Raw genomic sequence first — 25,920 nt, 5'->3', positions numbered from 1 at the left:
GGGCTGGCGCTGCCAGCCCTTTTATACTTTAGTTCATACTATGAAAAAGATTTTACTTTTATTAATGGTGTTATCAAACACCTTTTGCTTTGCTCAAATTACCACCTCGCCTTCTCCGGCAGTGGCAAATGGCCCTGTTACTTTATTTTTTGATAAAGCAGGCACGCCTATGGCGTCTTACACCGGTACCATATATGCACACATAGGCCTTACGGTTAATGACCAGCAATGGCAGTATGTAATAGGCAACTGGGGCGAAAACACAGTACAGCCACAGCTTACACTCGTATCAGGAACCACCTATAAATTAGAATTAACACCCGATTTATATTCTTATTTCGGGGTACCCACAACCAGCACCATTACACAAATATGTGTAGTATTAAGGGGGGCATCGGGTTCTCCTCAAACTTCAGATAATTTTATAAGTGTTGGTGCATTTCAGGTTAATCTCACAGCCCCACAAGCCAATAGCACTACATTGCTGGCATCGGGCAGCACATTTACTGTTTCTGCTACCAATACGGGCGGCAATGCCAATTATAACTTAATGGCCAACGGGGCAAGTATTAACACCGCTAATAACACTACCTCCTATAACTATAACCATAGTAACATCACTTCAAATCAAAATTATGAACTTGTAATTACACAGGGAGATAATGTTATTACCAAAAATTTCAGGGTTATAGTTAACCCTAATACGGCAACCGCAGCTATGCCTGCGGGCGTGCAGGACGGTATTACCTATAGTGATGTTGATGCCACAACGGCTACCCTTGTGCTTAATGCACCCGGCAAAGATTATGTATATGTGGCGGGCAGCTTTAACAACTGGCAGCCTACCGTAGCGTATGCCATGAAAAAAGACCCCGAAACGGGCAAATTCTGGCTACAGCTAAACGGCCTTACAGCCGGGCAGCCTTACAGCTACCAGTATTGGGTGGTAGATGAAACCCCTATAGCCAATTCGCAGCAATTGGTTAAAACAGCAGACCCGTTCAGCACTTTAGTATTATCTCCTTATGATGACCCTTATATAACTGCCGATGTGTACCCAAATATGCCGGTTTACCCTGCCGGGCAGGAGTTTGAAGTAACCGTATTGCAAACCGGGCAAACCGCTTATAACTGGCAGGCTACTAACTGGGTAAGGCCGGCCAAAGAAGACCTGATAATTTATGAGGCGCTTATACGCGATTTTAATACTACTAAAACTTGGGAGTCGCTCTCTAACCAGATAGATTATTTTAAAAACCTGCACATAAATGCTATAGAGCTTATGCCGGTAATGGAGTTTGAAGGCAATATTTCATGGGGGTATAACACAGCTTTCCACACGGCTAATGATAAAGCGTATGGCACAGCTGAAAGTATGAAGGATTTTATTGACCTGTGCCACCAAAACGGTATAGCAGTAATACTTGATGTAGCGCTTAACCATGTGTACGGGCGATCGCCACTGGCACGTATGTGGGTAAATGACCCCGATGGCGATGGCTTTGGCAATGCCGCTACAGATAACCCTTATTGTAACGTAACGGCTAAGCATGCCTACAGCGTGGGTACTGACCTGAATCACCAGAGCGCATTAACGCAATATTATGTAGAGCGTACTATAGAACACTGGATGACCGAATTTAATATTGACGGGTTCCGTTGGGATTTAACAAAAGGCTTTACCCAGAACTGTACCGCTTCTGACGAAACCTGTACCAATGCCTACCAGGCAGACAGGGTTGCCATATTAAAACAATATGCAGACTACCAATGGGCTATTGACCCCGATTTTTATGTGATATTTGAACACCTTGGCGTGGGCGGTTCGGCAACGGAAGAAACCGAATGGGCCAACTACCGGGTAGATGAAGGCAAAGGCATTATGCTTTGGGGTATTTATAACCATGCCTATAACCAGTTGAGTATGGGCTATGCAGATGGCAGCAACTTTAACAGTATTGATTTTGAAAACAGGGGCTACCAGCAGCCAAGGCTTGTAGGCTATGCCGAAAGCCATGACGAAGAACGCCTTATGTTTAAAAACCTGTTATACGGTAACCAGTCTGGCAACTACAGCGCAAAAGACCTTAATACTGCTTTAGAACGCCAAAAAGCCATCGGGGCAATTTTATTTACTGTACCCGGACCTAAAATGTTTTGGCAGTTTGGTGAACTGGGGTATGATTATGGCATAAACTATTGCGAAAACGGCACATATGATAACGGTTGCCGCACCAATCCAAAACCCGTTCCTTTTGAAATTGGGTACTATGCCAATCCACAGCGCAAATCGCTTTATGAGGCATGGAGTAAATTAATAAATATACGTACCGGCAACCCGGTATTCAGTACCAATACCTTTACGGTAACTTCGGGCAGCCTCACCCCAAGGATAGATATTTGGGATGAATCTATTGCAACAGATGAACTGCGCAATGTTATAGTGCTGGCCAATTTTGATGTTACTGCAAAAACGGTTAACACTTCTTTTCCATACACAGGCACCTGGTACAACCTTTGGGATAACAGTACAGTAGACGGCAACACCCAGAACATTACCCTGCAACCGGGTGAATTTGTTTTACTGGGCAACCAGCAGGCATATCTTGGCAACCAAACGTTTCAAAGTACACCTGCCGCTACACTTTACCCTAACCCTGCCACTGATAATTTCAGCATAAACACACCTGTTAACAAAGTAGAGGTTTATGCCATAACCGGGCAACTGGTAAAATTATTTGGGCCTGCACAGGCTAATACACAGTATACAATTACCGGGCTTACCAAAGGTATTTATATGGTAAGGATAACCGACGAAAACAACTCTATAAGCACTAAAAAACTTATTGTTAAATAAATTTGGGTTTGTTAGTTTAAGTAATGCAAGAGGGGCTGCTTTATGGCAGCCCTTTTGTTATATATATTATAAACTTGTTGGATAAACGGGGCACCAAATGTATTTTTATGTTTTATGAATTTAAAAATACGTAACAAGGCATGAAAAAGCTGTTTTTTATAATTGCAATTTCGTTTTTTATGGTAATGTGCAAAAGCGCAAAAACAAGTAGTGATACTAAAAAAGATGATATGTCATCGGTTGAAGTACGCTACCGTGATGATTTCAGGGCGGCCACTACAAGTGAGCGCAGCAACGTGCTTTCAGAACTGAAAGCCACCGCTAATGAAGCATCGGTACTTATATTTACCCAAAACTACAAAGGAGAAAAAATTGAGGTTAAAAGCAAAGGCAAACGTATATATAATGACTACATAATAAGCAACCTGGATACCGGTATTGGAGACAAGCTTAAAATAGACAACACCAAAGAAACTAAGGTATATGATAACCTTACAAAACAGGTAATAACCATTCCCGCAGACAAGGCATCTAAATATAAATTCATATACCTGATGAAAAACCCCGGCGGCGAAAAACAATACATACTTACTTATAGTAATACACTACGGCCTTTAGGGTATGATTTGTAATTTGATTACAAATCCGGATAATGCAGCGTTATATTTTATAACCTTATAGCATTTAGATTATCCGTTTTTACATAAATATAATTTCATAAACACAAAACAGGTTTATAGACACAGTATAGTACACAATATTATATTAGTTTTGCGCGGACGCTTACTTCCTTAATCAAATTAAGAAAAAAATTCATACAATACTCATAATTAACAGCCTTGGCTATTCAATAAAAAAGGAGGCTTATAGAATATTTTTTCTTCATATTTGATAATCTCATAATTAATTGTACTTTTGCACTCCCTTTATTGGGGATGGAATGTTTAATTAAAATTATTTACTGTGAACACATTAAGCTACAAAACAGTTTCGGCTAACAAAGCCACTGCCCAAAAGGAGTGGATTGTTGTTGATGCTGAAGGGCATAATCTGGGACGTTTTGCTTCTAAAGTTGCGATGCTTTTAAGAGGCAAATACAAGCCAAATTATACCCCGCACGTTGATTGTGGTGATAACGTAATTGTTATCAACGCCGGAAAAATCAACCTTACCGGGAACAAGCTGGAGGATAAAACCTACATCCGCCATACTGGCTACCCAGGAGGACAAAGAACACTTACCGCTAAAAATGTTATGGCTAAAAACCCTGCAATTTTAGTAGAGAAAGCTGTAAAAGGAATGCTGCCTAAAAACAAATTGGGTGCAGAGCTATTCCGCAATTTAAATGTATATGCAGGACCTGACCACAAACATGAGGCTCAGACCCCTAAAACCGTTAACTTAAACGACCTAAAGTAAGATGGCGACAATTCACAAAATTGGCAGGAGAAAAACTGCTGTTGCCCGTATTTACCTGACTGAAGGTTCAGGAAAAATCACGGTTAACAAAAAAGAACTTGAAGTATACTTCCCTACCGGTACATTACAGTACAAAGTAAAACAGCCGCTTAGCATGACTAACAGTGCCGAAAACTTTGATGTAAAAATAAATGTATACGGTGGTGGTATTACCGGACAGGCTGAGGCTGTACGTATGGCAATTGCCCGCGCTATGTGCGAGGTAGATGCAGAAAACAGGAGCATCCTTAAGCCAGAAGGCCTTTTAACAAGGGATCCTCGTATGGTAGAACGTAAGAAATTCGGACAGAAGAAAGCCCGTAAGAAATTCCAGTTCTCTAAACGTTAATATTTTTACTGTCCTGAGCTTGCAAGGGATAGGTGTAAAAATGTTATTTTTTATTATTGAATTAAAAAACCAAGTTGTTGTTGCTTCGCCGAGGCGAAGATTAGTTTAGCATCTAAATGGGCAGGGCCGAAACAGAAATTATCGCCACCTGCACATTGCTTACTCAACAGAACGTAAACTATTACAAAAATGGCAAACAAAGTAGAAGTTAAAGACTTACTGGAAGCAGGTGTACACTTTGGACACATGACCAGGAAATGGGACCCAAACATGGCCCCTTACATATACATGGAGCGTAATGGTATACACATTATCAACCTGTATAAAACTGCAGCTAAAATAGAAGAGGCTAATGAAGCCCTTAAAAAAATTGCTGCATCTGGCCGAAAAATCCTTTTCGTAGCCACTAAAAAACAAGCTAAAGACATTGTAGCTGAAAAAGCTGCTGCCGCTAATATGCCTTACATTACTGAAAGGTGGCCTGGTGGTATGCTTACAAATTTTGTTACTATACGTAAAGCCGTTAAAAAAATGGCTTCTATAGACAAAATGAAAAAAGACGGTACATTTAATACACTTTCTAAGAAAGAGCGTTTACAGGTAGACCGCCTTCGTGCAAAGCTTGAAAAAAACCTTGGTTCTATTGCTGATATGACAAGGCTACCGGCTGCGTTATTCATTGTAGACATCAAGGCAGAACACATCGCAGTAAAAGAAGCTCAAAAATTAAACATTCCAATTTTTGCAATGGTAGATACAAACTCAGACCCACGTGAGGTTGATTATGTTATACCTGCAAATGATGATGCTTCTAAATCAATAGACAAAATTTTATCTCTTGTAACAGGCGCCGTAGTAGATGGCCTTGCCGACAGAAAAGCAGAAAAAGATGACCAGGTACAACCTGAGGCACCGGCTACTGCTGAAGCACCGGCTACTGAAGCTGCTGCCACTACATCTGAAGAATAAAATTAACATTACAGTAAAGCCGTTGTGCGGGGTGATGTTTACTTTTGTAGCATTATCTGTATAACGGTTTTACTTTTTTTTTATAAACATTAAAAAAACATCTGAATAAAATGGCAAATATTACTGCTGCAGACGTAAATAAACTGCGCCAGACCACAGGCGCCGGTATGATGGACTGCAAAAAAGCGCTTGTAGAAGCTGAAGGAGATTTTGATAAAGCAATTGAAATACTTCGTAAAAAAGGACAAAAAGTTGCTGCTAACCGTGCTGACCGCGAATCTAGCGAAGGTGCTGTTATTGCTGTAGTAAATGATGCACAAACAGAAGGTGCTGTTATTTCTCTAAACTGCGAAACCGACTTTGTTGCCAAAAATGAGTCTTTTGTAAAGCTTGCTAATGATTTTGCTGCCCTTGCACTGGAAAGCGCTACCCTTGAGGAGCTTCTTGCCAAACCATACAGCGGAATTACTGTAGGTGAAAAACTTACTGAACAAACCGGTGTTATTGGTGAAAAAATTGAAATAGGCGCTTTTGAAAAGCTTGAAGGCCCATTTGTAGGTTCTTATATACACGCAGGTAACCGTATTGCTACCCTTGTAAGCCTTTCTGCCAACGTAGATGGTGCTGAAGAAGCTGCCCGTAACGTGGCTATGCAGGCTGCCGCTATGGCTCCTATAGCCCTTAACGAAGATGGTGTTGATGCAGAAACTGTTGAAAAAGAAATTGAGATAGCTAAAGACCAGCTTCGCCAGGAAGGCAAGCCTGAGGCTATGCTTGAAAATATTGCAAAAGGTAAACTGGGCCGTTTCTTTAAAGACAACACCCTTGTTAACCAGGATTATATTAAAGACAGCAAATTAAGCGTTAGCGCTTATGTTAAGTCAATAGACGCTTCCCTAACCGTAACCGGTTTTAAAAGGGTTGCCCTTGCATAAGTGATATCCTTATGATATAAACAAGATCCCGCAGCCTTTTGCTGCGGGATTTTTTTATTACCCTATATACAGGTTTATCAAATTGCGCTATCTTTATATTTTAGCCTTTACTTATGTTTGAAAACCGTAAAAATACCCTGTATGTTATACTTGCAGGTATATTTATTACCAATGCAGTAGTTGCCGAACTTATTGGGGGTAAGCTTATAAATGTAGGCCCGTTTTTTGGCTTTGGTCCCTACCTTATGAGTGTGGGTATTGTGCCCTGGCCGGTGGTTTTTATAACAACCGACCTGATAAATGAATATTTTGGGCAAAAGGGTGTTAAAAAACTTTCGCTTATTACAGCAGCACTTATAGCCTATTGCTTTGTGCTTTTATATTTTGCACTGAGCATACCTGCTGCCAAAGGCCCCGGCCTGGTTACCGATTCTCAGTTTAAAGCTGTTTTTGGGCAAAGCATGTGGATTATTATAGCCAGTATTATAGCCTTTATTGTTTCGCAGCTTGTAGATGTTACTATTTTCCACTTTTTAAAAAACAAAACCGGCAAAGCCATGCTATGGCTGCGCAGTACAGGTTCAACAGTAATATCGCAGTTGTTTGATACCTTTATTGTACTGGGCATCGCCTTTTACCTTACAGGCAAAATGGATACCGATACCTATATAGCATCTTCAATAACCAGCTATGTAGTAAAACTTATTATTGCCATAGCACTTACGCCATTAATTTACCTTGGGCATTGGCTTATAGAGAAATACATTCACAACAAATAATTTACACTTACATTCGTTATAGTATAACGGAGTGGCGTTTACCCTACTTTACACTGCAATAAGCCGCGTTTAGCCGCAGCTTATTAAAAACTATGGATTATATTTGATATTACTTACTAAATTTTACTGTTTTGAGATATATTGTTCTATTATTTGTACTGTTTACCACACTACTAACCGCACAGGAAAAAAAATACCAGGGGCTATTATGGGAAGTTTCGGGCAATGGCCTTGAAAAAAATTCGTACCTGTATGGCTCCATGCACGTAAGCGATAAAATTTCGTACCATTTGTCTGATGCTTTTTTTAAACACTTGCTGGAGGCAGATATGGTGGCTAATGAAAGCGAACCTTCTACCTGGATTGACGTAATGGGCCTTATGGGCAATAGTGGTGGCTATGGTTACCAAAAACTATATGCACAATTTTACCTGCTGCCAGCTACTAAACAAGACCTTTTCAGCCTTTTTTACACTAAAAATTTCACGCTAAACAACCTGTTATTCCGCACTAATGAGTATGAAAAAGAGTATCAGGAAGAAACCTACCTTGATATGTTTATATACCGCACAGGTAGGAAGTACAGTAAAACTACAGTGGGGCTTGAAGATACCAAACAATCGCTATTAAACATGATGGACATGGATTATGATGCCATGAAACCAAAAGAAGAGAATATTGTAGCCATGCAGCGCATACTCAAAAACACCAATTACCAGGAGGCGCTTATGAATTATTACCGCGAGAAGGATTTAGATATGCTGGACTCGTTAACTACACTGGCCTCTGGCCAGGCTTACCTTAAAGCGCTGTTGTATGACCGTAATAAGGTTTTTGTACAGTCTATAGATTCGCTTGTAAAAAAAGGCAGCCTGTTTGCAGCAGTTGGCGCGGCACATCTACCCGGTAAAAAGGGACTTATAGAATTACTCCGCGCCAAAGGCTATACGGTAAAGCCGGTAGCAGACCGGTATACTGATGCCGGCAAGGCTAAAAAAGAAATGATAGAAAGCTATTTTAAAAAACCAGATTTTGAAACCTACACCTCAACCGATGGTATTATAACCCTGCCGGTATTTAAAGGTGCGGTTATTGAAGATGGCACAGATATACAGTCTCCAGACCTTACCAACGGCGGCTACATTAATGTAAAGCGGCTCTTATTGAACGACTATCTTAAAAAAGACAACAAACCGTTTAACCACCAATCGTTAGATAGCCTTTTTTATGAAAACATTCCCGGAAAAATACTGGAAAAGAAATTTTATACTAAAGACGGTTATTCCGTTTACGACATAAAAAACACCACTAAAACCGGCAATGCACAGCACTACAGGTACTATATCACCCCATTGGAAATAATAATGGTGAGCATGTCCGGAGAGCGTGATTATGTTAAAAAATTTGAAGATGTTGTGTACAATAATATCACACTGAAATCACCCGGACAAAACTGGCAGGCTATAAACCCTGAAAAGGGTGTTTTCTCGGCTTATATGCCGGACTATACCGTTTTGTATGGAGAATCGGTTAAAAACCCCACGGCGGGAGATATAGCGTTATTTGGCTATGATGAAGCCGAAAAGGCAAATTATTTTGTTATTGAGCGTACCCTGGATGATGCAGAGATAATGGAAGATACCGGTTTTGAACTAAAGCGTATGCATTACGAGTTTTATAACCAATTGGATGCTGACACTACCAATACTGTATTATATACAACCAAACCGGAAGCGTTTACTTCATCTTCTAAAATTGGGAGCAAAGAAATAAAGTTAAAATCGCTTATTAAAGGCCCTAAATATTACCTGTTGGGTAGCGTGGGCGCCTCCACAGAAAAAACGCAGGCTTTTTTTAACAGCTTTGCTTTTGCGGAACCTGTTAATAGTAACGATTACCGTACCTATGCCGATACCGCTGCCCACTATACCGTAAAAGTACCGCGAAAGGAAAATGAGGCACTGGATTTTCAGCCAAAAATGCTCTCTAATAATTATAATTATGGCAGCGAGAGTAAAAATGTTTTTAAAGAGCAGTTTAGCAATAGAGAAATTGTTTTGCCTTCAGGGCAAAAAATAAACCTTTATTACCATAAATACCACCGCTACCATACCATACAAAATGTGGATACTATTTGGCAAACGGTAAAAAATTACATGACTGCTTTTAATGACCGCGAAGAGCAACCTGAATATGAAGAACTTTATGGCACAAGCGCAGAAATGGCAGGTATTGATAACTATAACAATGCAGCCTCCAGGCTATGGAATGACACTATGGAACGCAACAGGCTTTCTATAAAGCTTACTGCAGAAAAAAAAGCCCATGATGAGAAAGCAGGGTTTTATACTTTTGAAGGCCTTGCCATGGCCGATAAAAGCAACCAGGCACGAAAGTTTAAGGCGCTGTACCGTAATGGGGAAGTTTATCTTTTATATACGCTGGTTGACCGTAATTACACTTCAAATCCTGATATAGAAACGGTATTTGGCTCTTTTACAGTGACTGAAAATACTGAAAAAGAAAAATTGCCTAAGGACAGGCTACAGGTTTTTATAGAAGATGCAAACAGTGAGCATGACAGCATACGCAGCTCAGCAATGGCATCAGTAAACCAGTTGGTTGTTACTAAAGAAAACCTGCCCCAGCTGGAACGTTTTATGCGTTCTTTCAATTTTAAAAAAGACGAAATCAGCACCCTTACACGTTTATATGATATTTTAGGTGACACTAAAGAACCATCGGTTTTACCGTTTTTAGAGCAGCAATACAAACGTGAAGACACCAACACCATAATACAGTTTGCCGTACTGGAAGCCCTTACAGGGTTTGAAACCGAAGAGGCCTATACCAAAATTGGCGAGTTGCTGGAATATGACCTTCCGGTTTCAGATAAAAAGTTTGAGGTTGCCAACCTGTTTGCTAAATTTAAACAGGATACCAGGCATAGCGCCATACTCTTCCCCGATATATTGCAATACTACAGCATACCCGAATACCAAAAACCCATTGTAAGCTTTGTGGCACAACTTATTGAAGATGATGTTATAAAACCCAAAAAGCTGAAAAGCTATAAAAAAATGCTGCTTACCAATACCCGGCTTGAAATTAAACGGGAAAAAAGCCGCCTTGCCAGCCGGGAGTCTAACGGCAATAATTATTACTCCGGCTCACGATCTGGCGATTTAAGCGATTATATGGAGTTGCTATACCCTTTCCGCAATGATAAAGATGTAAAAGCCGTTTTTAAAAACATAAGAGCGCTTGACATGGAAGACACAAAACTTGAAATGGCAACTCTTGATATAAGAAGCGGTAATATAAATGAAACAGAAATTAATGCGCTGCTTGCCAATCCGGAAACCCTTTTTAAAGTACTGGGGGTTTTAACGGCAAACCGGCAAACCTCATACCTTAAAAATATTGCTGATGAGCAGATTGCCCAATCTGCCGTTTTAACTATAGCAAAGCTAAACACCGAAAAAGATTCGCTTAGCCTCATCAGTAAAAAGACAGTGGCGTTTAATGATAAGCAGATAACGTTTTACTTTTATAAAATAGAAGATATAAGCGATGATGAGAATGATGATTATATGTATGGCTACGCCCCCACTGCAAACAGGCTTACCGCTATTGCTTTTATAAACAAGGGAGAAAGAATTAATCCGCTGGCGTATAAACACATTGGCGTAAACCGTATCCTGGATGACAGTGAGATCGAAGAAAACATCAATACCATGATTGATAAAACTTTAAATGCCAACAGGCAACGGGCCAGCTTTGGTAAGGTAAGCGACAATAATGGGGAAATGGAAGAGTATATTGACTTTTAAAAAAGCAAAAAAAATGGAAGACAAAAAAAGGTGTAGCTGGTGCAAGGGCGATGCGCTGTATGAAGCTTACCACGATAACGAATGGGGAAAACCGGTGTATGATGATGCTACCCTGTTTGAATTTTTATTGCTGGAAGGCTTTCAGGCCGGGCTGAGCTGGATTACCATTTTGCGCCGCCGAGAGAGCTTCCGTAGAGCATTTGATAATTTTGACTATAAAAAAATTGCCCAATATACCCAGGATAAACTGGATGCCCTGTTACAGGATCCCGGTATCATCCGTAATAAATTAAAGGTAAATGCCGCAGTAACCAACGCCAAAGCATTTATGAAGGTTCAGGAAGAATTTGGCAGTTTCAGCAACTATTTCTGGAACTTTACTGACGGAAAACCCATTGATAATAAGTTTAAGTCAATGTCTGAAATTCCTGCCACTACCCCATTAAGCGACAAAATAAGTAAAGACCTTAAAAAGCGTGGCTTTAAGTTTGTAGGTTCTACCATTATTTATGCCCACATGCAGGCCACCGGCATGGTTAATGACCATATTATGGATTGCTGGACGAGGAATCAGTATTAAAGGATTAAAGGCTAGCACAAAATATAACGACGAAAAACTATTGCGGTTACTTTGGGAGTATAGTAACAATTAAACGCTTATAACGCGAAAGTCTGGGCGTACCTGTATCAGTAACTTTTAAAATAATATGTGCAGTTTCAATTTTATCAACCGATGGGGCTTGTATGTTTGCCCTGTAAGAATTTTGTACATTAGTTATTAATGGCTTTTTATAACTTCCGGCTTCAGGGTAGCTAAACCATAAATAACTAATATGGTCGCCATCTGGGTCATAAGTTCCAGTGGCATCCAGTGTAAAATATTCTCCTGATTTAACAGTAATCTCTTCCTGATGCTTAAAAGACGGAACAGGAGGATGGTTAGCTTTATCATAAGGCCTGATACACCAGTCCATACGGGCAGCAAAATCATTTTGGAAATCTTCCCTCCAGCGTAAAATAGTAGCTTTATTATCTGATAATTTATTTTCCTCATCAAGTTTTAATGCTCTTCCGTAAGGGTTATATGTGTACATAATATAGTTGTCACTAGCATTCGTCCATATAGGTCGTGTTTCAGGTTCTGTCTTAACCCCACCCGATCCTTCATCAGTCATGAATTCCGGCTTATAAAGCTCATATCTTCCTCCCCAGCTTCCCCATTCGGGATGTTCCGGACAGTTAAGCCCATTAGGTATCAGGTGCAAAAAAGCAGGCGTATCGCCTTCCATTCCCCACATTACATCAGGATACAATGCTCCCAAAGGCCCATGGCTCTGCTGAATATTCTCTGCAAGCCATTGGTTACTGATAACATTATTATTAAGGCCCTTTACAACCTGATTAATAGCTATCCATGTGGAGCGCCCATAAGTACCGGGACTTACAATATAAAATAATTCCGGAAAATTATTCCTGATCCATATCCCGCTGTCATCCTGGTCTGAAATGGTATATACTCTTAATTTAGAAACCAAACGGGCAGCCTCCGCCTTACTTTTAGTATGTTTGATTGTATATAATGCCTGGGCAAGAGTATTGGCGCCCCCCCATACCGAAACCCATAAAGGCCTTTCATCTTTGTCCTCAAGTACTTTTATTATCCATTCAGACCCTTCTGTGCCCTTTCCTTTCCCTACACCTTTCATTCCATATAATTCCGAACCTTTTTTTACCAGCTTTAACAGGTCACTGGCTTTAGGATATCCCTGCTCATGTAATTGAAGATTGGGCTGTACTTCACCGTATGCCTCTATTATTTTAATTATGGATTGTGGATGTATGGCATTTTTCTGATGGGTAGATGTTGTAGCTATCAGCCCCATTATATCAATCTGGTTGGCATAAATAAACAGGCGAACCAAAGACTGTGTATCATCAGGGTCTGCCTCAATATCTGTAAGAATAACCACCCTGTTTTTTTCAAGAGATTGCGAAAAAACAGATGTAAACCCTGAAATAAATAAAAATAGTACCGTTAATTTAAAAGTTTTCATAAAATTTTTATTTAAAATTGTAAATATAATATGGGATATCAGTTAATACCACCTGTTATATAAAATATTTATGCGGAATTCCGAGATTAGCACGTACAATGAAAACCGGGACGAATTTAAGCCTTATGGACTGACATGCGAGTTATGGAAGCCACAATTTATGGGTAAACCGGACAGGCATAATGAGATAGAAGTAAACTACATAACACAAGGGTCTATAACCTATCTATTTCAGGGCAAAAAAATAACTGTACCCGCCAAAAGGTTTACTGTATTTTGGGGTCTGGTGCCTCACCAGATTATATATTATGAAGGAGAGTTGCCTTATTATGTTTTTACCATACCCTTTTCACAGTTTTTAGAGTGGAAACTGCCCGATGCGTTTTTAAACAGGCTGCTAAAGGGAGAAATTTTATATGAAGGCTCTGACGAATTTGCCCAATATGATGAATTTCTGTTTAAATACTGGATAAAGGAAATCCATAATGCAAAACTAGCTGATATAGCCTTACTTGAAATGCGTGCAAGATTAAGCAGGCTATCAGTTAGCAAAAGCATCTGCTGCCAGTCGCTCCATGCTTCTTCCATCACTGAAAAAGAAATAACCCCGGTTGAAAAAATGACTGTTTATATTGCTAAAAACTACTTAAACCCAATAAAAATTAGTGATATAGGCAGAGAAACAGGGCTTCATCCTGATTATGCCAATACTATTTTTAAAAAGGCTTTTAACTGTACCCTGAACGAATATATAATTGAAGAGCGTGTTAACCACGCACAACGTAAACTCGTAACAACAGATACCAGTATTACAGAAATAGCTTATGATTCTGGCTTTAACTCTATAAGCAATTTTAATGCGGCATTTTTAAAAATAAATAATTGCACTCCGCGTGCTTTCCGAAAAAAGTATAGATAAGTAAAACTAATAAAATAAAAAAGCTCCCGCCAATGGCGGGAGCTTTTAGTACTATATCTAAAAATCTTAGTAACGGTAGTATTCGGGTTTAAATGGCCCTTCAACCTCCACACCAATATATTCAGCCTGCTCCTGGTTTAGCGTTTCAAGCTCAACACCCAGTTTTGCAAGGTGTAGGGCAGCCACTTTTTCATCAAGGTGCTTAGGCAGCATGTATACTTTGTTTTCGTAACTTTCGCTGTTGTTCCACAATTCCATCTGCGCAAGCGTTTGGTTAGTGAATGAGTTACTCATTACAAAACTCGGGTGGCCTGTTGCACAGCCAAGGTTTACAAGGCGGCCTTCGGCAAGTACAATAATATCTTTACCGTTCAAAGTATATTTATCAACCTGTGGTTTAATTTCAACTTTTGCAGCACCAGACTTTTTGTTAAGCCATGCCATATCAATTTCGTTATCAAAGTGGCCAATATTACATACAATGGCTTTATCTTTCATAGCCTCAAAATGGCGGCCTACCACAATATCTTTGTTACCTGTGGTGGTAATTACAATATCGGCATTGCCTACAACAGTATCCAGTTTTTTCACTTCATAACCGTCCATAGCAGCCTGTAGCGCACAAATAGGGTCTATCTCGGTAACGGTAACAATAGCTCCTGCCCCACGGAACGAAGCCGCAGTACCTTTACCCACATCGCCATAACCGCATACCACTACCCTTTTACCTGCAAGCATTATATCGGTAGCACGGCGTACAGCATCAACAGCGCTTTCACGGCAGCCGTATTTATTATCAAATTTAGATTTGGTAACCGAGTCGTTCACATTAATAGCCGGCATTGGCAGGGTACCTTTTTTCATCCTTTCATACAGGCGGTGCACACCTGTTGTAGTTTCCTCGCTAAGGCCTTTAATTTCGGCAACAAGTTCAGGATAACGGTCAAACACCATATTGGTAAGGTCGCCACCATCATCAAGAATCATGTTAAGCGGTTTGCGGTCTTCACCAAAAAACAGGGTTTGTTCAATACACCAGTCAAAATCTTCTTCACTAAGGCCTTTCCATGCATACACAGATATACCAGCAGCAGCTATGGCAGCAGCGGCATGGTCTTGTGTTGAAAATATGTTACAAGAGCTCCAGGTAACTTCGGCACCCAGGGCTACAAGGGTTTCAATTAATACAGCAGTTTGTATAGTCATGTGCAGGCAGCCTGCAATACGCGCGCCTTTAAGTGGCTGTTGCGCACCATACTCTTCACGCAGGGCCATAAGCCCCGGCATTTCTGCCTCTGCCAGTTCAATTTCCTTCCTTCCCCATTCCGCAAGGGAAATATCTTTTACTTTATAGGCCACATAGGGCAGTGTTTTAGTACTCATGAATATTCTGTATATTTGTATTACATTTTGTTTACTGCAAAGGTAATAAATTGGTTAATAACCTCCTCCTATATTAATATATAAATGCCGCTCTGTAAATCTGTAACAATAAACAATGACACCCGCCTGCTGGTGTGGAAGATTACCGAAAGCCTGGAAGAGCTCTCTACAGGTACAGGCCTGAAAGAGGTTTGCGCTGCAAGGGTGCAAAAAATGAAAAGCGAACAGCACCGCAAGGGCTTTATGAGCGTGCGCAAACTGATGGAAGAAGCGGGGTATACCGATTTTGACCTGTATTATGACACCAATGGCAAACCGCATCTAAACGATGGTAATGCTATATCTATAACACATTCTTATACCTTTTCTGCCATAATTATCAGTAAAAAAAACAGCGGCATAGATATGGAAATGCAGCGCCCAAAGGTGGTTGCCATAGCCGATAAGTTTATTGAAAAAGAATTTACCTACCTTAACTCTGATGATACTCAAAACTATATACGTATGCTTATAGCTATATGGGGGGTTAAAGAATCGGTATATAAAATGCTTTCTAAGCCCGGCCTCAGCTTTAAACAAAACATAGAGGTGCTGCCTTTTACTATAGAAGACGGCAAAGGCAGTGCCGTAGTTGATTTTGAAGGCCACCAAAGCACACATCCGTTTTATTTTGAGGAAGTAGAAGGCTTTACACTGGTATATTGCCTGGAAAATTTATAACCATATTTGCCCCTTTATACCATGCGTGATTTATTTGACCTGCTGTTTGGCCCTTATCAAAACTATACGCTTACAGAAAAAATACTTGAAGCGGTAGCGGTAGTATTGGGTATTGTAAGTGTACTATATTCTAAACGCAATAGTGTACTGCTTTACCCTACAGGATTAATAAGCTCACTTATATATATATACCTATTATACCACTGGCAGTTGTATGGAGATTTAACTATAAATTCATACTATGTTTATATGAGTATTTACGGTTGGGTATTATGGACCGGACAATATAAAAAAAACAATGATTGTCTAAAAATAACAAAAATTTCCCCTAAAGATTACCTAAATTGCTCTTTAATCTTTATTATTTCTATTATATTTGCTTCAACCATCTACATATTTTTTGACAAATTTGGACATTGGTGGAGTTACCCTGATATTATAATGACAGGGTTATTGTTTGTAGGTACATGGCTGCTTGCAAAACGAAAACTGGAGAATTGGCTGTTTCTTATTGCAGGAGATGTTATAGCCATTCCCCTCTTTTTCATTAAAGGTTATGCGCTTACCGGTATATTAAATATATTTTTAACAATAATCGCCATATACGGCTACAAAGCATGGAAGAAAACTTTACTCAACAACGCACCCGTACAATAAATATTACCATTTATACGGAAGGAGACAGTAAACAAATTGCAGCAGACCTTAGTAAGCAAACTTTTGCTGAAGAAAAAGATAACCGTATACTGGCATTTAAAGGTAAAAATATTGAGGACGTTACTACTATTAAACCGTGCGACCTTGCTATAATAATAGCAGCTGAAGACAATAAAAAAGCTAATGAACTTTCTGACAACCTGCGTAAAGAAGGCAACCTGCGCATTAGAGTTACCCGCGGGTTAGACAATATGTACAAGCAGGTTACCTATATGATTATAGAACTTGAAAAAGCGTTGGAGCTAGGCTTGCTTTTAACCGATTATGTACAGGTATACAGACGTAACATACCCATGTATAAAATTGAAAGCCAGTTAAAAAACTTTAAAACAGGCATATCTAAAATTTCGCTGGAAAGGCCTGCCGTACTTGGCGATGGTATTTTACCGCTAAGTAAAGAAGTAGCTACGGAATATGCGGAATACTTTGAAAAGAAGAAACACAACTTTAAACTGGAAAAATTTGTACCCGCATCTGGTGCCGCTACAAGGATGTTTAAATTTCTGCATGAATTTTTAGCTAATTACAACCCGGAAAAAGAAACCATAAACGGATATATAAACCGGAAAAAAGATACTAACCTGGAAGTATTTTTACTGGGGCTTGAGCGTTTCCCTTTTTATGAAGAAATTGCTGCCGCTGCCGAAAAAGGCATTGTATACCCTGATGCAGATAATGAAAATGTTAGGGAAGACGCCCGCAATTACAACTTTATAAAAACCATGATGGGCGAAAATGGTTTTGATTATGCTAATAAACCAAAGGGAATATTGCCTTTTCATAAATATGACCATATAGCAGCAACACCGGTATATGAACACCTGCGTGAGGCTGCAGCCTATGCCGAAAGCCAGGGGAAAACCCATGTGCATTTTACCATATCTGAAAACCATCTTGATGGCTTTTTAGATTCTATAAATGAGGCAAGGTCTAAGGTAGAAGAAGAAACAGGTGTAAAAATAAGTTTTGATTTTACCTATCAGCAAAAAGAAACCGATACCATTGCAGTGGATATGCAAAACAGGCCGTTCAGGGATTCTAAGCTCACCCTGTTGTTCCGCCCGGGTGGGCATGGTGCTCTTATTGAAAACCTCAACATGATTGATGCCGATATTGTTTTTGTAAAAAATATTGACAATGTCCGCCACACTAAAATGGAGACCATTGCGCTATATAAAAACGCATTGGCAGGCATGCTGGCAAAACTTCAGGAAAAAGTATTTTACTACCTTAACCGTATAGAAAACCATGAGGCATCTGAAGCCGAACTGGATGAAATTCTAGACTTTGCCACGGATAAACTGATGCAGGATATAAGCCCTGACTTTGATAAATTTACCGTAGAAAATAAGTTCCTTACAGTAAAAGAATTACTTAACAGGCCTATTAGGGTGTGCGGTATGGTAAAAAATGAAGGCGAACCCGGTGGCGGGCCGTTTTGGGTAAAAGGCAATAAAGGCAGGCTTTCTTTACAAATTGTAGAAAGTTCGCAAATAGACCTTGATAATAAAATACAAAGCCACATTTTCTCCCAGTCTACCCATTTTAACCCTGTAGATATTGTTTGCGGGCTTAAAGACTATAAGGGCAACCGGTTTGACCTGCCCCGTTATGTAGACCCTAACACCGGTTTTATAGTAACCAAAAACAGGATGGGCGTAGATGTAAAATCATACGAATTACCCGGTTTATGGAATGGCGCCATGGCAGGCTGGATAACCGTTTTTGCAGAGGTGCCGTTAAAAACATTTAACCCCGTAAAAACAGTAAACGACCTCCTGAAGCCGGCACACCAGAAACCGGTTTAAAAAATGCAATGTGGATAGCGAAAAAATAATATCTGAACTTAATTATAAAGCCGTAAGAAGCAGCGGTGCAGGTGGGCAAAATGTAAATAAAGTGTCCTCTAAAGTAGTACTTAGTTTTAGCGTACCTGCATCGGCAGCCCTTACTGACGAAGAAAAAAGTCTTATTACAACACAGCTATCATCCCGCCTTACCGAAGACAATATACTTATATTGCAGTGTGATGAAGACCGTAGCCAGCTGCGCAACAAAGATATTGTTACCCGCCGCTTTTTGCAGATAATGCTCGAAGCTGTTAAGCCGCAAAAAGTACGCAGGCCAACAAAAACACCCCGGTCGGTTATTAAAAAACGGTTAGAGGGTAAGCGGCGCAATGCAGAAAAAAAGCAATCGAGAAAAAGGCCGGATTTTTAAAAATATACAGCCCCAAAATTTTTTACTCCGAAAAAATACATACATTTGCCCCGTCTCAAAGGGGTGCCCTATAATTTTCGGGCTGAGATCATACCCAAAGAACCTGGGCGGGTAATGCTGCCAAGGGAAACAGGCAAAAAAGCGGAGTGCACGCCGTAATAACGCCATAAATTCAATTATTTAATTAACAACAGAATAATTACCCCTTTTATTCGTAATTTTTTTACGGATGAAAAATTTATTCCACAAAAAGTACTTTTTTTTACACGCACCAGTTAAGAAAAAGCAACAATTTATCTACCTGGCAGCAGCAGGACTTGCCACATTTACAGCGGCGGCCCAACAACCGGCAGTGCAGGATACTACACAGGCAGAAACATATAAACTTGACGAGGTACTGGTACAATCGGTGCGCGCCACCGGCAATACCCCGGTAACTTTCACCAATATTACTAAACAGGAAATTGCCCCGCGCAACCTTGGGCAGGATATACCTGTGTTGTTAAACTACCTTCCCTCTGTAGTTACCACTACAGATGCAGGTAACGGCATTGGGTATACCGGCATACGCATAAGGGGGGCTGATGCAAGCCGTATAAACGTAACCATTAACGGCATACCCTATAACGATGCCGAATCACATGGTACGTATTGGGTAAACATGGGCGACTTTGCCTCATCTGCTGAAAACATACAGGTACAGCGTGGGGTGGGTACTTCAACCAACGGTGCAGGTGCCTTTGGCGCCAGCCTTAATGTGCTTACCGATGCCCATAAAAAAGAGGCCAGTGGAGAAATATCTAATTCCTTTGGCAGCTTTAACAGCCGTAAGCACACCGTAAAGTTTAGCACCGGGCTTATGAACGACCATTTTGAAATAGCCGGGCGCCTTTCTAATATTGAAAGCGACGGCTATATAGACCGTGCTTCCAGCAGCCTAAAGTCATATTTTTTGCAGGGAACATATATTAATGGCAATACATTAATAAAAGCGTTAGCTTTTGGCGGTAAAGAAAAAACGTATCAGGCATGGAATGGTATAGACCAGGCTACACTGGAAGAAAACAGGCGTTTTAATACTTCTGGTATTTATACAGATGAAAACGGCAACATACGTTACTATGATAACGAAACCGACAATTACCAGCAAGACCAGTATCAACTGCATTGGAACCAGCGCTGGGGGGCAAAATGGAATACCAACCTTGCTGTATTTTATACTAGGGGTAAAGGATATTATGAAAACTACATGGACAATATACCTGTTGACGGTTACCCCGGTATACAGCCTACTTCTTTGGTTGATTACTACGGTGAAACCGTTCCGGGGACTGACCTGATAAGGCGTAAATGGCTGGATAATGATTTTTATGGCACTACATTTTCAGCTAATTATTCCGGCAGCGCTGTAAATGTAATTTTGGGCGGGGGATTGAACCAATATCAGGGCGCTCACTATGGCAATGTTATCTGGGCATTAAACCCCGGATCTGTAAGGCCTGACGACCGGTATTATGACAATGATGCCACTAAAACCGACTTTAATATATTTGCCAAGGCCACGTATGCTTTAACCAATAACCTGAGCCTGTTTGGCGACATGCAATACCGCGGCGTGCATTACACTGCCGGAAATGTATTAGAAAGCAGTGACGCACCCATACCTGTAGATGACACCTTTAACTTTTTTAACCCTAAAGCAGGGCTTACCTATACAGTAAACAATAATAACAACATATATTTTAGCTACGGCCGCAGCAATAAAGAGCCCCGCCGTTCTGATTATGAAAACGGCAGCACCAAGCCAGAAAGTCTTAACGATTTTGAGCTGGGGTGGCGTTACAATACCGCCAAAACTGCTATTAGCATAAATGGTTATTATATGTGTTATAAAGACCAGCTTGTACTAACCGGAACCATAGATGATGTAGGCGCACCGGTATATGCCAACAGCGGGGACAGTTACCGCACCGGTATAGAGGCCAACGCCAGCATACCCCTTATAGCAGGTTTTTCTATAAGGCCAAATGTTTCTGTTAGTGTAAATAAAAATATAGATTTTTATACCGAAACCGAAGAAGGCGCCCAAAATGAAGGCGATACAGATATTGCATTCTCACCAAATGTCATAGGGGCAGTACAGCTGGTATACCAAAATAAAGGTTGGTATGGTATGCTCGCTACAAAATATGTAGGCGAACAGTATATGGACAACCTTGAAACAGCTGATGCTAAACTACCCTCCTATACCACTACCGACCTTAACGTGAGTTACACTTTTAAACCCCGTTCGGTTTTTAAAGAAATTACGGTTACCGGTTTGGTAAACAATATTTTTGATGAACAATATGCATCAAACGGATACTATTATTATGGGGCATATTATTACCCGCAGGCAGGCATCAACTTTCTTGCAGGGCTAACCCTAAAATTTTAAGTATTTTACTTTAAAAAACTAAGTCCTGCCGCTTTAGAACGGCAGGACTTTTTTATAACTATCAGGATTTTCCGCAAAAGATTTTATAATCGCATTACGCTGTGCCAAAAAATTGTACATATATCTTTTTAAAAAAAGTACATCGGCAAGCCTGCCAAAAATACCTAAGGGGCTTTTATACTCAAAAATATCCGTCATTACGGTAATCCCTTCCTCTTCTTTAAAAAGGTGTTCGTGCCTGAACGATTTAAAAGCACCCGACACCATTTCGTCTGCAAAAAACACAGGCGCATTAAACGCCGTTATTTTTGAGGTTAACAACTGTGTTATCCCCAAATGCCTGGCCCGCCAGGTTACCTCTTCACCCATTTCAATTAAACCGGAAGTACGGCCGGCTATAGCCTCTTCGTTAGTTCTGGCAGTAGATATTTTGTGGAGGTCAATACTCCTGCTAAGGTCAAAAACAATATCTGCAGGGGCATTAATAGAGGTATGCAGGTTTATACGTGGCATGTATATTTAATTAGAAACCCTTATATACGTATCGCTTATTATTTGTATCCTGTACGGCTTTAATGAATATTTAAGGTCTGCCTCGGTATTAGCTGCCGGCAATCCGGTATACAGGCTGTATTCCACACCATCGCAGGGGCAAACTACATTAATACCATCTATAGTAAGTACCGAACAATTAGTAAGCTCCTGATTAGGGCAGCTAAGCTCATAGGCAACAAACCCACTCCCGGTTTTCATTACTACAATACCATTAATACCTATACCTTCTATAGTAATAGGTACTGCATTGCCTACAAAATTAAGATCGTTATATAGCGGCAGGCTAAAATCAATATCAACAGAAAAGTTATAATTAGGGAGGTAGGGGTTATTATTACTAAAACCATCATCGCTGCACGCCATAAAAAGCGTGAGGCAGGCAAACAACATTAAAATTTTTCTCATTAGGTATACTTACATTTAAAATACAAAGTTATATTTAACTTTGGTATTAAGCATTGCACATTTCTAAATAAATAAACAAAAAAATATTATCTTTGTAAAAAGAATCCCGCACTGATGGGATTCTTTTCTTTATATATATAAACGATGAAGTTATGAGTAAAGTATCTTATTACACTGCTGAAGGGTTAAAAAAATTGCGTGATGAGCTGGAACAGCTAAAGAGTATAGAGCGCCCTAAAGCGAGCCAGGCCATAGCCGATGCGAGGGATAAAGGAGACTTATCTGAAAATGCAGAATATGATGCCGCCAAAGAAGCACAGGGGCTTTTGGAAATGAAAATATCTAAAATGGAGGAATTACTTGCCAATGCAAGAATTATAGACGAGTCGCAATTAGACACCTCTAAAGCACTGGTGCTTTCTACCGTAAAAATAAAAAACCAGGCTAATGGCATGGAAATGAAATATACCCTTGTTGCCGAAAGTGAAGCCGACCTTAAAACAGGCAAAATTTCGGTTACATCGCCTATTGGCAAAGGCCTTTTAGGCAAAACTGTTGGAGAAACTGCCGAAATAAATGTACCCAACGGCACCCTTAAGTTCGAGATACTGGAAATAAGCAGGGATTAACCCAAAAAACAATATAGTTATGAGTTCCATTTTCACTAAAATTGTAAACGGCGAAATCCCGGCCTACAAAGTAGCCGAAGATGATAATTTCCTTGCTTTTCTGGATGTAAATCCCAACGCAAAGGGGCATACGCTTTGCATACCAAAAAAAGAAACGGATAAAATTTTTGACATGGACGAGGAAAATTACCTGGGCCTGATGAAGTTTAGCCGTAAAGTAGCTATTGCATTAGAAAAGACAGTGCCCTGCAAACGTGTAGGTGTAGCTGTTGTTGGGCTTGAGGTACCTCATGTGCACGTACACCTTATACCATTAAACAATATGGATGAGATGCGTTTTGTACAAAAAGTAACAATGGAAAAAGAAGAATTTGAAGCGCTTGCCAAATCCATTCAGGCTAATTTATAGTTCACGGGGCAGTTTTAATTTTACGCCAAAAAGTGAAAGAAAAATAAGAGAGGCTGCCAAAAGGCAGCTTCTCTTATTTACAGGATTAGTCACCTGTTTATACTTTTTTATAACTGGCCTGCATGGTAGTGCCCTTGCCTACCTCACTATAGGCTACTTTTATTTTACCTTTATGATACTCTTCTACTATCCTCCTGGTTAAAGAAAGCCCCAGTCCCCAGCCACGTTTTTTGGTAGTAAACCCGGGCTCAAAAACTTTTTTAAACTGGCTTTTAGGTATTCCCTTACCGCTATCGGTTACCTTTATCTTAACAAACTTGTCGCGCTCTGCTATGGCAATTTCAAGCCTGCCTTTACCCCTCATGGCATCAATGGCATTTTTCACCAGGTTTTCTATTGTCCAGCTGTGTAGTTCGTGGTTAAGCATAACCGGTACCGGGTGGTTGGGGGCAGTAAAGGTAAATTCAACCTGTTTTGAGGTACGCGATTTTAAATATTCAAAAGCCTTTTCGGTTTCAGCCACAATATCAAGCTCTTCCAGTATTGGTTCAGAGCCTATTTTACTAAACCTATCGGCTATGGTTTGCAGGCGCTTTACATCCTTTTCTATTTCCTGAACGGTGGTTTCATCAACATTATCAACCCTCATAATTTCTATCCATCCTAACAAAGATGATAGCGGTGTGCCTATCTGGTGCGCTGTTTCCTTGGCCATACCCGCCCAAAGCCTGTTTTGCGCCCCGGCTTTAGTAGCCCGGTAAAAGTTATAAATAACCCCCACAAACAGCAAAATAACCAATGCCAGCGCAAACGGGTAATACTTAAGTACCTTTAATAAGGTGGAGTTACCATAATAAAGATATTGGGTATCTCCTAAAGTATTAACTAATATAGGGGGGTTACGAGCCTTAAAATTTTCGATATACTTTTTAGCTAAAATACTGTCTTTTAAAATAGCCTCATTCGTATTGGCAACTTTAAGCACATGGCCTTTTTCATCAGTAAGTATAAGCGGGATTGAGGTGTTTTTATGCAGTATGCTTTGTGCCAGAGAAACATCCACATTAAGATCTGCATTATTAACTGTTTCCATAGAATCGGCCCAAAGCTCCATCTTACGGGTTTCTTCTTCCCTGAAGATCTGAAACAGGTAATAGGTATTCCATAAAATAAATACCACAATAAAGAACGATACGGCTATGATAATCCAGCGGGTAATGCTCCTTTTATCAGAAATCTGCATACAGTATATTTTGTGTTTAAAGATAGTAAAAGTTAGCAAGTGTAAGGCGGGGTATACTAACGTTGGTTTGGCTCATTTATTTTATGAACAACTTATTTACACCCGCAAGGGCAAAACAGTATAATAAAGTATCTTTGCAGTAAATACAATGTAATTATGCTTACTATAGACCCAAAAGAACTCCCTACACCAAAACTGCACGGCTATTTACAAAGCGCTGTAGGCCCCAGGCCCATAGCGTTGGCAAGTACTATAGATAAAAACGGCATACCCAACCTTAGCCCATTCAGTTTCTTTAACCTGTTTAGCACCAATCCGCCCATATTAATATTTTCACCCTCACGCCGTGTACGCGATAATACTATAAAACACACACTTATTAATGCTGAACTAAACCGCGAGGTAGTAATAAATGTGGTAAACTATACTATGGTACAGCAAACATCGCTGTCGAGTACCGAATATGCCGAAGGCGTAAATGAGTTTGAAAAAGCAGGCTTTACTATGTTGCCTTCGGATATTGTTGCACCCATGCGCGTAGCTGAAGCCCCGGTGCAGTTTGAATGCCGTGTGAATGATATTATTGCCCTGGGCGATGGCGGCGGCGCGGGCAACCTTGTGCTGTGTGAAGTAGTCAAAATGCATATACATGATGAAATACTGGATGAAAATGGCGCTATAGACCAGCGTAAAATCGACTTAGTTTCACGCCTTGGCGGCAATTGGTACTCCCGCTCTCGAGAAGGGCTTTTTGAAGTAGAAAAACCCCTTGCCACACTGGGTATTGGTGTAGATGCCATACCCGGTTTTATTAAAGAAAGCGGTATATTTAACGGGAATGATTTAGGCAAACTTGGTAACACAGAAACTTTGCCAACCGAAGAAGAAATTGATATATTTGTAAAAGGCAGTTTTGAAGCAAAAGCCCTGCTTAGCGCTGATGACCCTACTAAAAAAATGCTCAGGGCTAAAGAATATCTTGATGCAGACCGGGTACAGGATGCCTGGAAACTGCTCCTCACAAAAAAAGATTTTAAGTAATATATATT

Annotated in this window: 23 protein-coding genes; 18 read left to right on the top strand and 5 right to left on the bottom strand. The window is 40.2% G+C overall.

Annotated features, from left to right (window positions below):
• Window positions 1–40 precede the first annotated feature (40 nt).
• The 9 genes from ABS766_RS13125 (at window position 41) to ABS766_RS13085 (ending at window position 11,760) form a co-directional block, all read left to right on the top strand.
• The gene (locus ABS766_RS13125; protein ID WP_408085644.1) at window positions 41–2,857 is read left to right on the top strand and encodes an alpha-amylase family glycosyl hydrolase; all 2,817 of its coding nucleotides are present in this window, start codon (window positions 41–43) and stop codon (window positions 2,855–2,857) included.
• Window positions 2,858–2,997: 140 nt separating this feature from the next.
• Window positions 2,998–3,489, top strand: a complete 492-nt coding sequence (locus tag ABS766_RS13120; RefSeq protein WP_408085643.1) for a hypothetical protein — start codon at window positions 2,998–3,000, stop codon at window positions 3,487–3,489.
• 331 nt (window positions 3,490–3,820) lie between these two features.
• Complete coding sequence (gene rplM, locus ABS766_RS13115; protein ID WP_408085642.1) at window positions 3,821–4,276, top strand: 50S ribosomal protein L13; 456 nt, start codon at window positions 3,821–3,823, stop codon at window positions 4,274–4,276.
• 1 nt (window position 4,277) lies between these two features.
• Window positions 4,278–4,664 (top strand): 30S ribosomal protein S9, encoded by a 387-nt coding sequence (gene rpsI / locus ABS766_RS13110; RefSeq protein ID WP_408085641.1) that lies wholly within the window; start codon window positions 4,278–4,280, stop codon window positions 4,662–4,664.
• 189 nt (window positions 4,665–4,853) lie between these two features.
• Window positions 4,854–5,633: a 30S ribosomal protein S2 gene (gene rpsB, locus ABS766_RS13105; RefSeq protein ID WP_408085640.1), complete on the top strand. Its 780-nt coding sequence runs from the start codon at window positions 4,854–4,856 to the stop codon at window positions 5,631–5,633.
• Window positions 5,634–5,743: 110 nt separating this feature from the next.
• Window positions 5,744–6,568: a translation elongation factor Ts gene (gene tsf, locus ABS766_RS13100; RefSeq protein ID WP_408085639.1), complete on the top strand. Its 825-nt coding sequence runs from the start codon at window positions 5,744–5,746 to the stop codon at window positions 6,566–6,568.
• Window positions 6,569–6,681: 113 nt separating this feature from the next.
• On the top strand, window positions 6,682–7,347 hold the full coding sequence (locus tag ABS766_RS13095; RefSeq protein ID WP_408085638.1) for a queuosine precursor transporter: 666 nt from the start codon (window positions 6,682–6,684) through the stop codon (window positions 7,345–7,347).
• A gap of 131 nt (window positions 7,348–7,478) precedes the next feature.
• Entirely contained in the window at window positions 7,479–11,180 is a 3,702-nt protein-coding gene (locus ABS766_RS13090; RefSeq protein WP_408085637.1) for a TraB/GumN family protein, read from the top strand.
• A 13-nt stretch (window positions 11,181–11,193) separates the two neighbouring features.
• On the top strand, window positions 11,194–11,760 hold the full coding sequence (locus ABS766_RS13085) for a DNA-3-methyladenine glycosylase I (RefSeq protein WP_408085636.1): 567 nt from the start codon (window positions 11,194–11,196) through the stop codon (window positions 11,758–11,760).
• Between the two features lie 46 nt (window positions 11,761–11,806).
• Here ABS766_RS13085 and ABS766_RS13080 read toward each other — a convergent pair whose 3' ends face one another.
• Window positions 11,807–13,234, bottom strand: a complete 1,428-nt coding sequence (locus ABS766_RS13080) for a nucleoside hydrolase-like domain-containing protein (protein ID WP_408085635.1) — start codon at window positions 13,232–13,234, stop codon at window positions 11,807–11,809.
• A 70-nt stretch (window positions 13,235–13,304) separates the two neighbouring features.
• Here ABS766_RS13080 and ABS766_RS13075 point away from each other — a divergent pair, with 70 nt between their 5' ends.
• Window positions 13,305–14,153: a helix-turn-helix domain-containing protein gene (locus ABS766_RS13075; RefSeq protein ID WP_408085634.1), complete on the top strand. Its 849-nt coding sequence runs from the start codon at window positions 13,305–13,307 to the stop codon at window positions 14,151–14,153.
• A gap of 66 nt (window positions 14,154–14,219) precedes the next feature.
• Here ABS766_RS13075 and ahcY read toward each other — a convergent pair whose 3' ends face one another.
• Window positions 14,220–15,536 carry an adenosylhomocysteinase gene (ahcY, locus tag ABS766_RS13070; RefSeq protein ID WP_408085633.1) on the bottom strand — a complete coding sequence of 439 codons (1,317 nt, stop codon included), beginning with the start codon at window positions 15,534–15,536 and terminating at the stop codon, window positions 14,220–14,222.
• 84 nt (window positions 15,537–15,620) lie between these two features.
• On the opposite strand from ahcY, the gene ABS766_RS13065 reads away from it, so the two are divergent.
• The 5 genes from ABS766_RS13065 (at window position 15,621) to ABS766_RS13045 (ending at window position 21,630) form a co-directional block, all read left to right on the top strand.
• Window positions 15,621–16,256: a 4'-phosphopantetheinyl transferase family protein gene (locus tag ABS766_RS13065; RefSeq protein ID WP_408085632.1), complete on the top strand. Its 636-nt coding sequence runs from the start codon at window positions 15,621–15,623 to the stop codon at window positions 16,254–16,256.
• Window positions 16,257–16,277: 21 nt separating this feature from the next.
• Window positions 16,278–16,913, top strand: coding sequence for a nicotinamide riboside transporter PnuC (pnuC, locus tag ABS766_RS13060; RefSeq protein ID WP_408085631.1), 636 nt, complete (start codon window positions 16,278–16,280; stop codon window positions 16,911–16,913).
• A complete protein-coding gene (locus ABS766_RS13055; RefSeq protein ID WP_408085630.1) occupies window positions 16,874–18,781 on the top strand; it encodes a DUF4301 family protein in 1,908 nt (635 codons plus the stop codon). Before pnuC ends, ABS766_RS13055 begins: the two co-directional genes overlap by 40 nt.
• A gap of 10 nt (window positions 18,782–18,791) precedes the next feature.
• Window positions 18,792–19,193 (top strand): alternative ribosome rescue aminoacyl-tRNA hydrolase ArfB, encoded by a 402-nt coding sequence (arfB, locus tag ABS766_RS13050; RefSeq protein WP_408085629.1) that lies wholly within the window; start codon window positions 18,792–18,794, stop codon window positions 19,191–19,193.
• A gap of 229 nt (window positions 19,194–19,422) precedes the next feature.
• Window positions 19,423–21,630: a TonB-dependent receptor gene (locus ABS766_RS13045; protein WP_408085628.1), complete on the top strand. Its 2,208-nt coding sequence runs from the start codon at window positions 19,423–19,425 to the stop codon at window positions 21,628–21,630.
• A gap of 33 nt (window positions 21,631–21,663) precedes the next feature.
• Here the strand turns inward: ABS766_RS13045 and ABS766_RS13040 are convergent, their stop codons facing one another.
• Window positions 21,664–22,143: an SRPBCC family protein gene (locus ABS766_RS13040; protein WP_408085627.1), complete on the bottom strand. Its 480-nt coding sequence runs from the start codon at window positions 22,141–22,143 to the stop codon at window positions 21,664–21,666.
• Window positions 22,144–22,149: 6 nt separating this feature from the next.
• Entirely contained in the window at window positions 22,150–22,590 is a 441-nt protein-coding gene (locus tag ABS766_RS13035) for a Rieske (2Fe-2S) protein (protein ID WP_408085626.1), read from the bottom strand.
• A 152-nt stretch (window positions 22,591–22,742) separates the two neighbouring features.
• Here ABS766_RS13035 and greA point away from each other — a divergent pair, with 152 nt between their 5' ends.
• Both greA and ABS766_RS13025 read left to right on the top strand, forming a co-directional pair.
• Window positions 22,743–23,219 carry a transcription elongation factor GreA gene (gene greA / locus ABS766_RS13030; protein ID WP_408085625.1) on the top strand — a complete coding sequence of 159 codons (477 nt, stop codon included), beginning with the start codon at window positions 22,743–22,745 and terminating at the stop codon, window positions 23,217–23,219.
• Window positions 23,220–23,238: 19 nt separating this feature from the next.
• Window positions 23,239–23,628, top strand: coding sequence for an HIT family protein (locus ABS766_RS13025; protein ID WP_408085624.1), 390 nt, complete (start codon window positions 23,239–23,241; stop codon window positions 23,626–23,628).
• Window positions 23,629–23,725: 97 nt separating this feature from the next.
• Here ABS766_RS13025 and ABS766_RS13020 read toward each other — a convergent pair whose 3' ends face one another.
• A complete protein-coding gene (locus ABS766_RS13020) occupies window positions 23,726–24,871 on the bottom strand; it encodes a sensor histidine kinase (protein WP_408085623.1) in 1,146 nt (381 codons plus the stop codon).
• 156 nt (window positions 24,872–25,027) lie between these two features.
• Between ABS766_RS13020 and ABS766_RS13015 the strand changes: the two genes are divergently transcribed.
• Window positions 25,028–25,912 (top strand): flavin reductase family protein, encoded by an 885-nt coding sequence (locus tag ABS766_RS13015; RefSeq protein WP_408085622.1) that lies wholly within the window; start codon window positions 25,028–25,030, stop codon window positions 25,910–25,912.
• The last annotated feature ends 8 nt before the right edge of the window (window positions 25,913–25,920 follow it).

The organism is Flavobacterium rhizosphaerae, from assembly GCF_046000445.1.
GTDB lineage: Bacteria > Bacteroidota > Bacteroidia > Flavobacteriales > Flavobacteriaceae > Flavobacterium > Flavobacterium rhizosphaerae.
The sequence above is the reverse complement of the archived record's forward strand: the minus strand, read 5'-3'. Positions and strand labels throughout refer to the sequence as shown.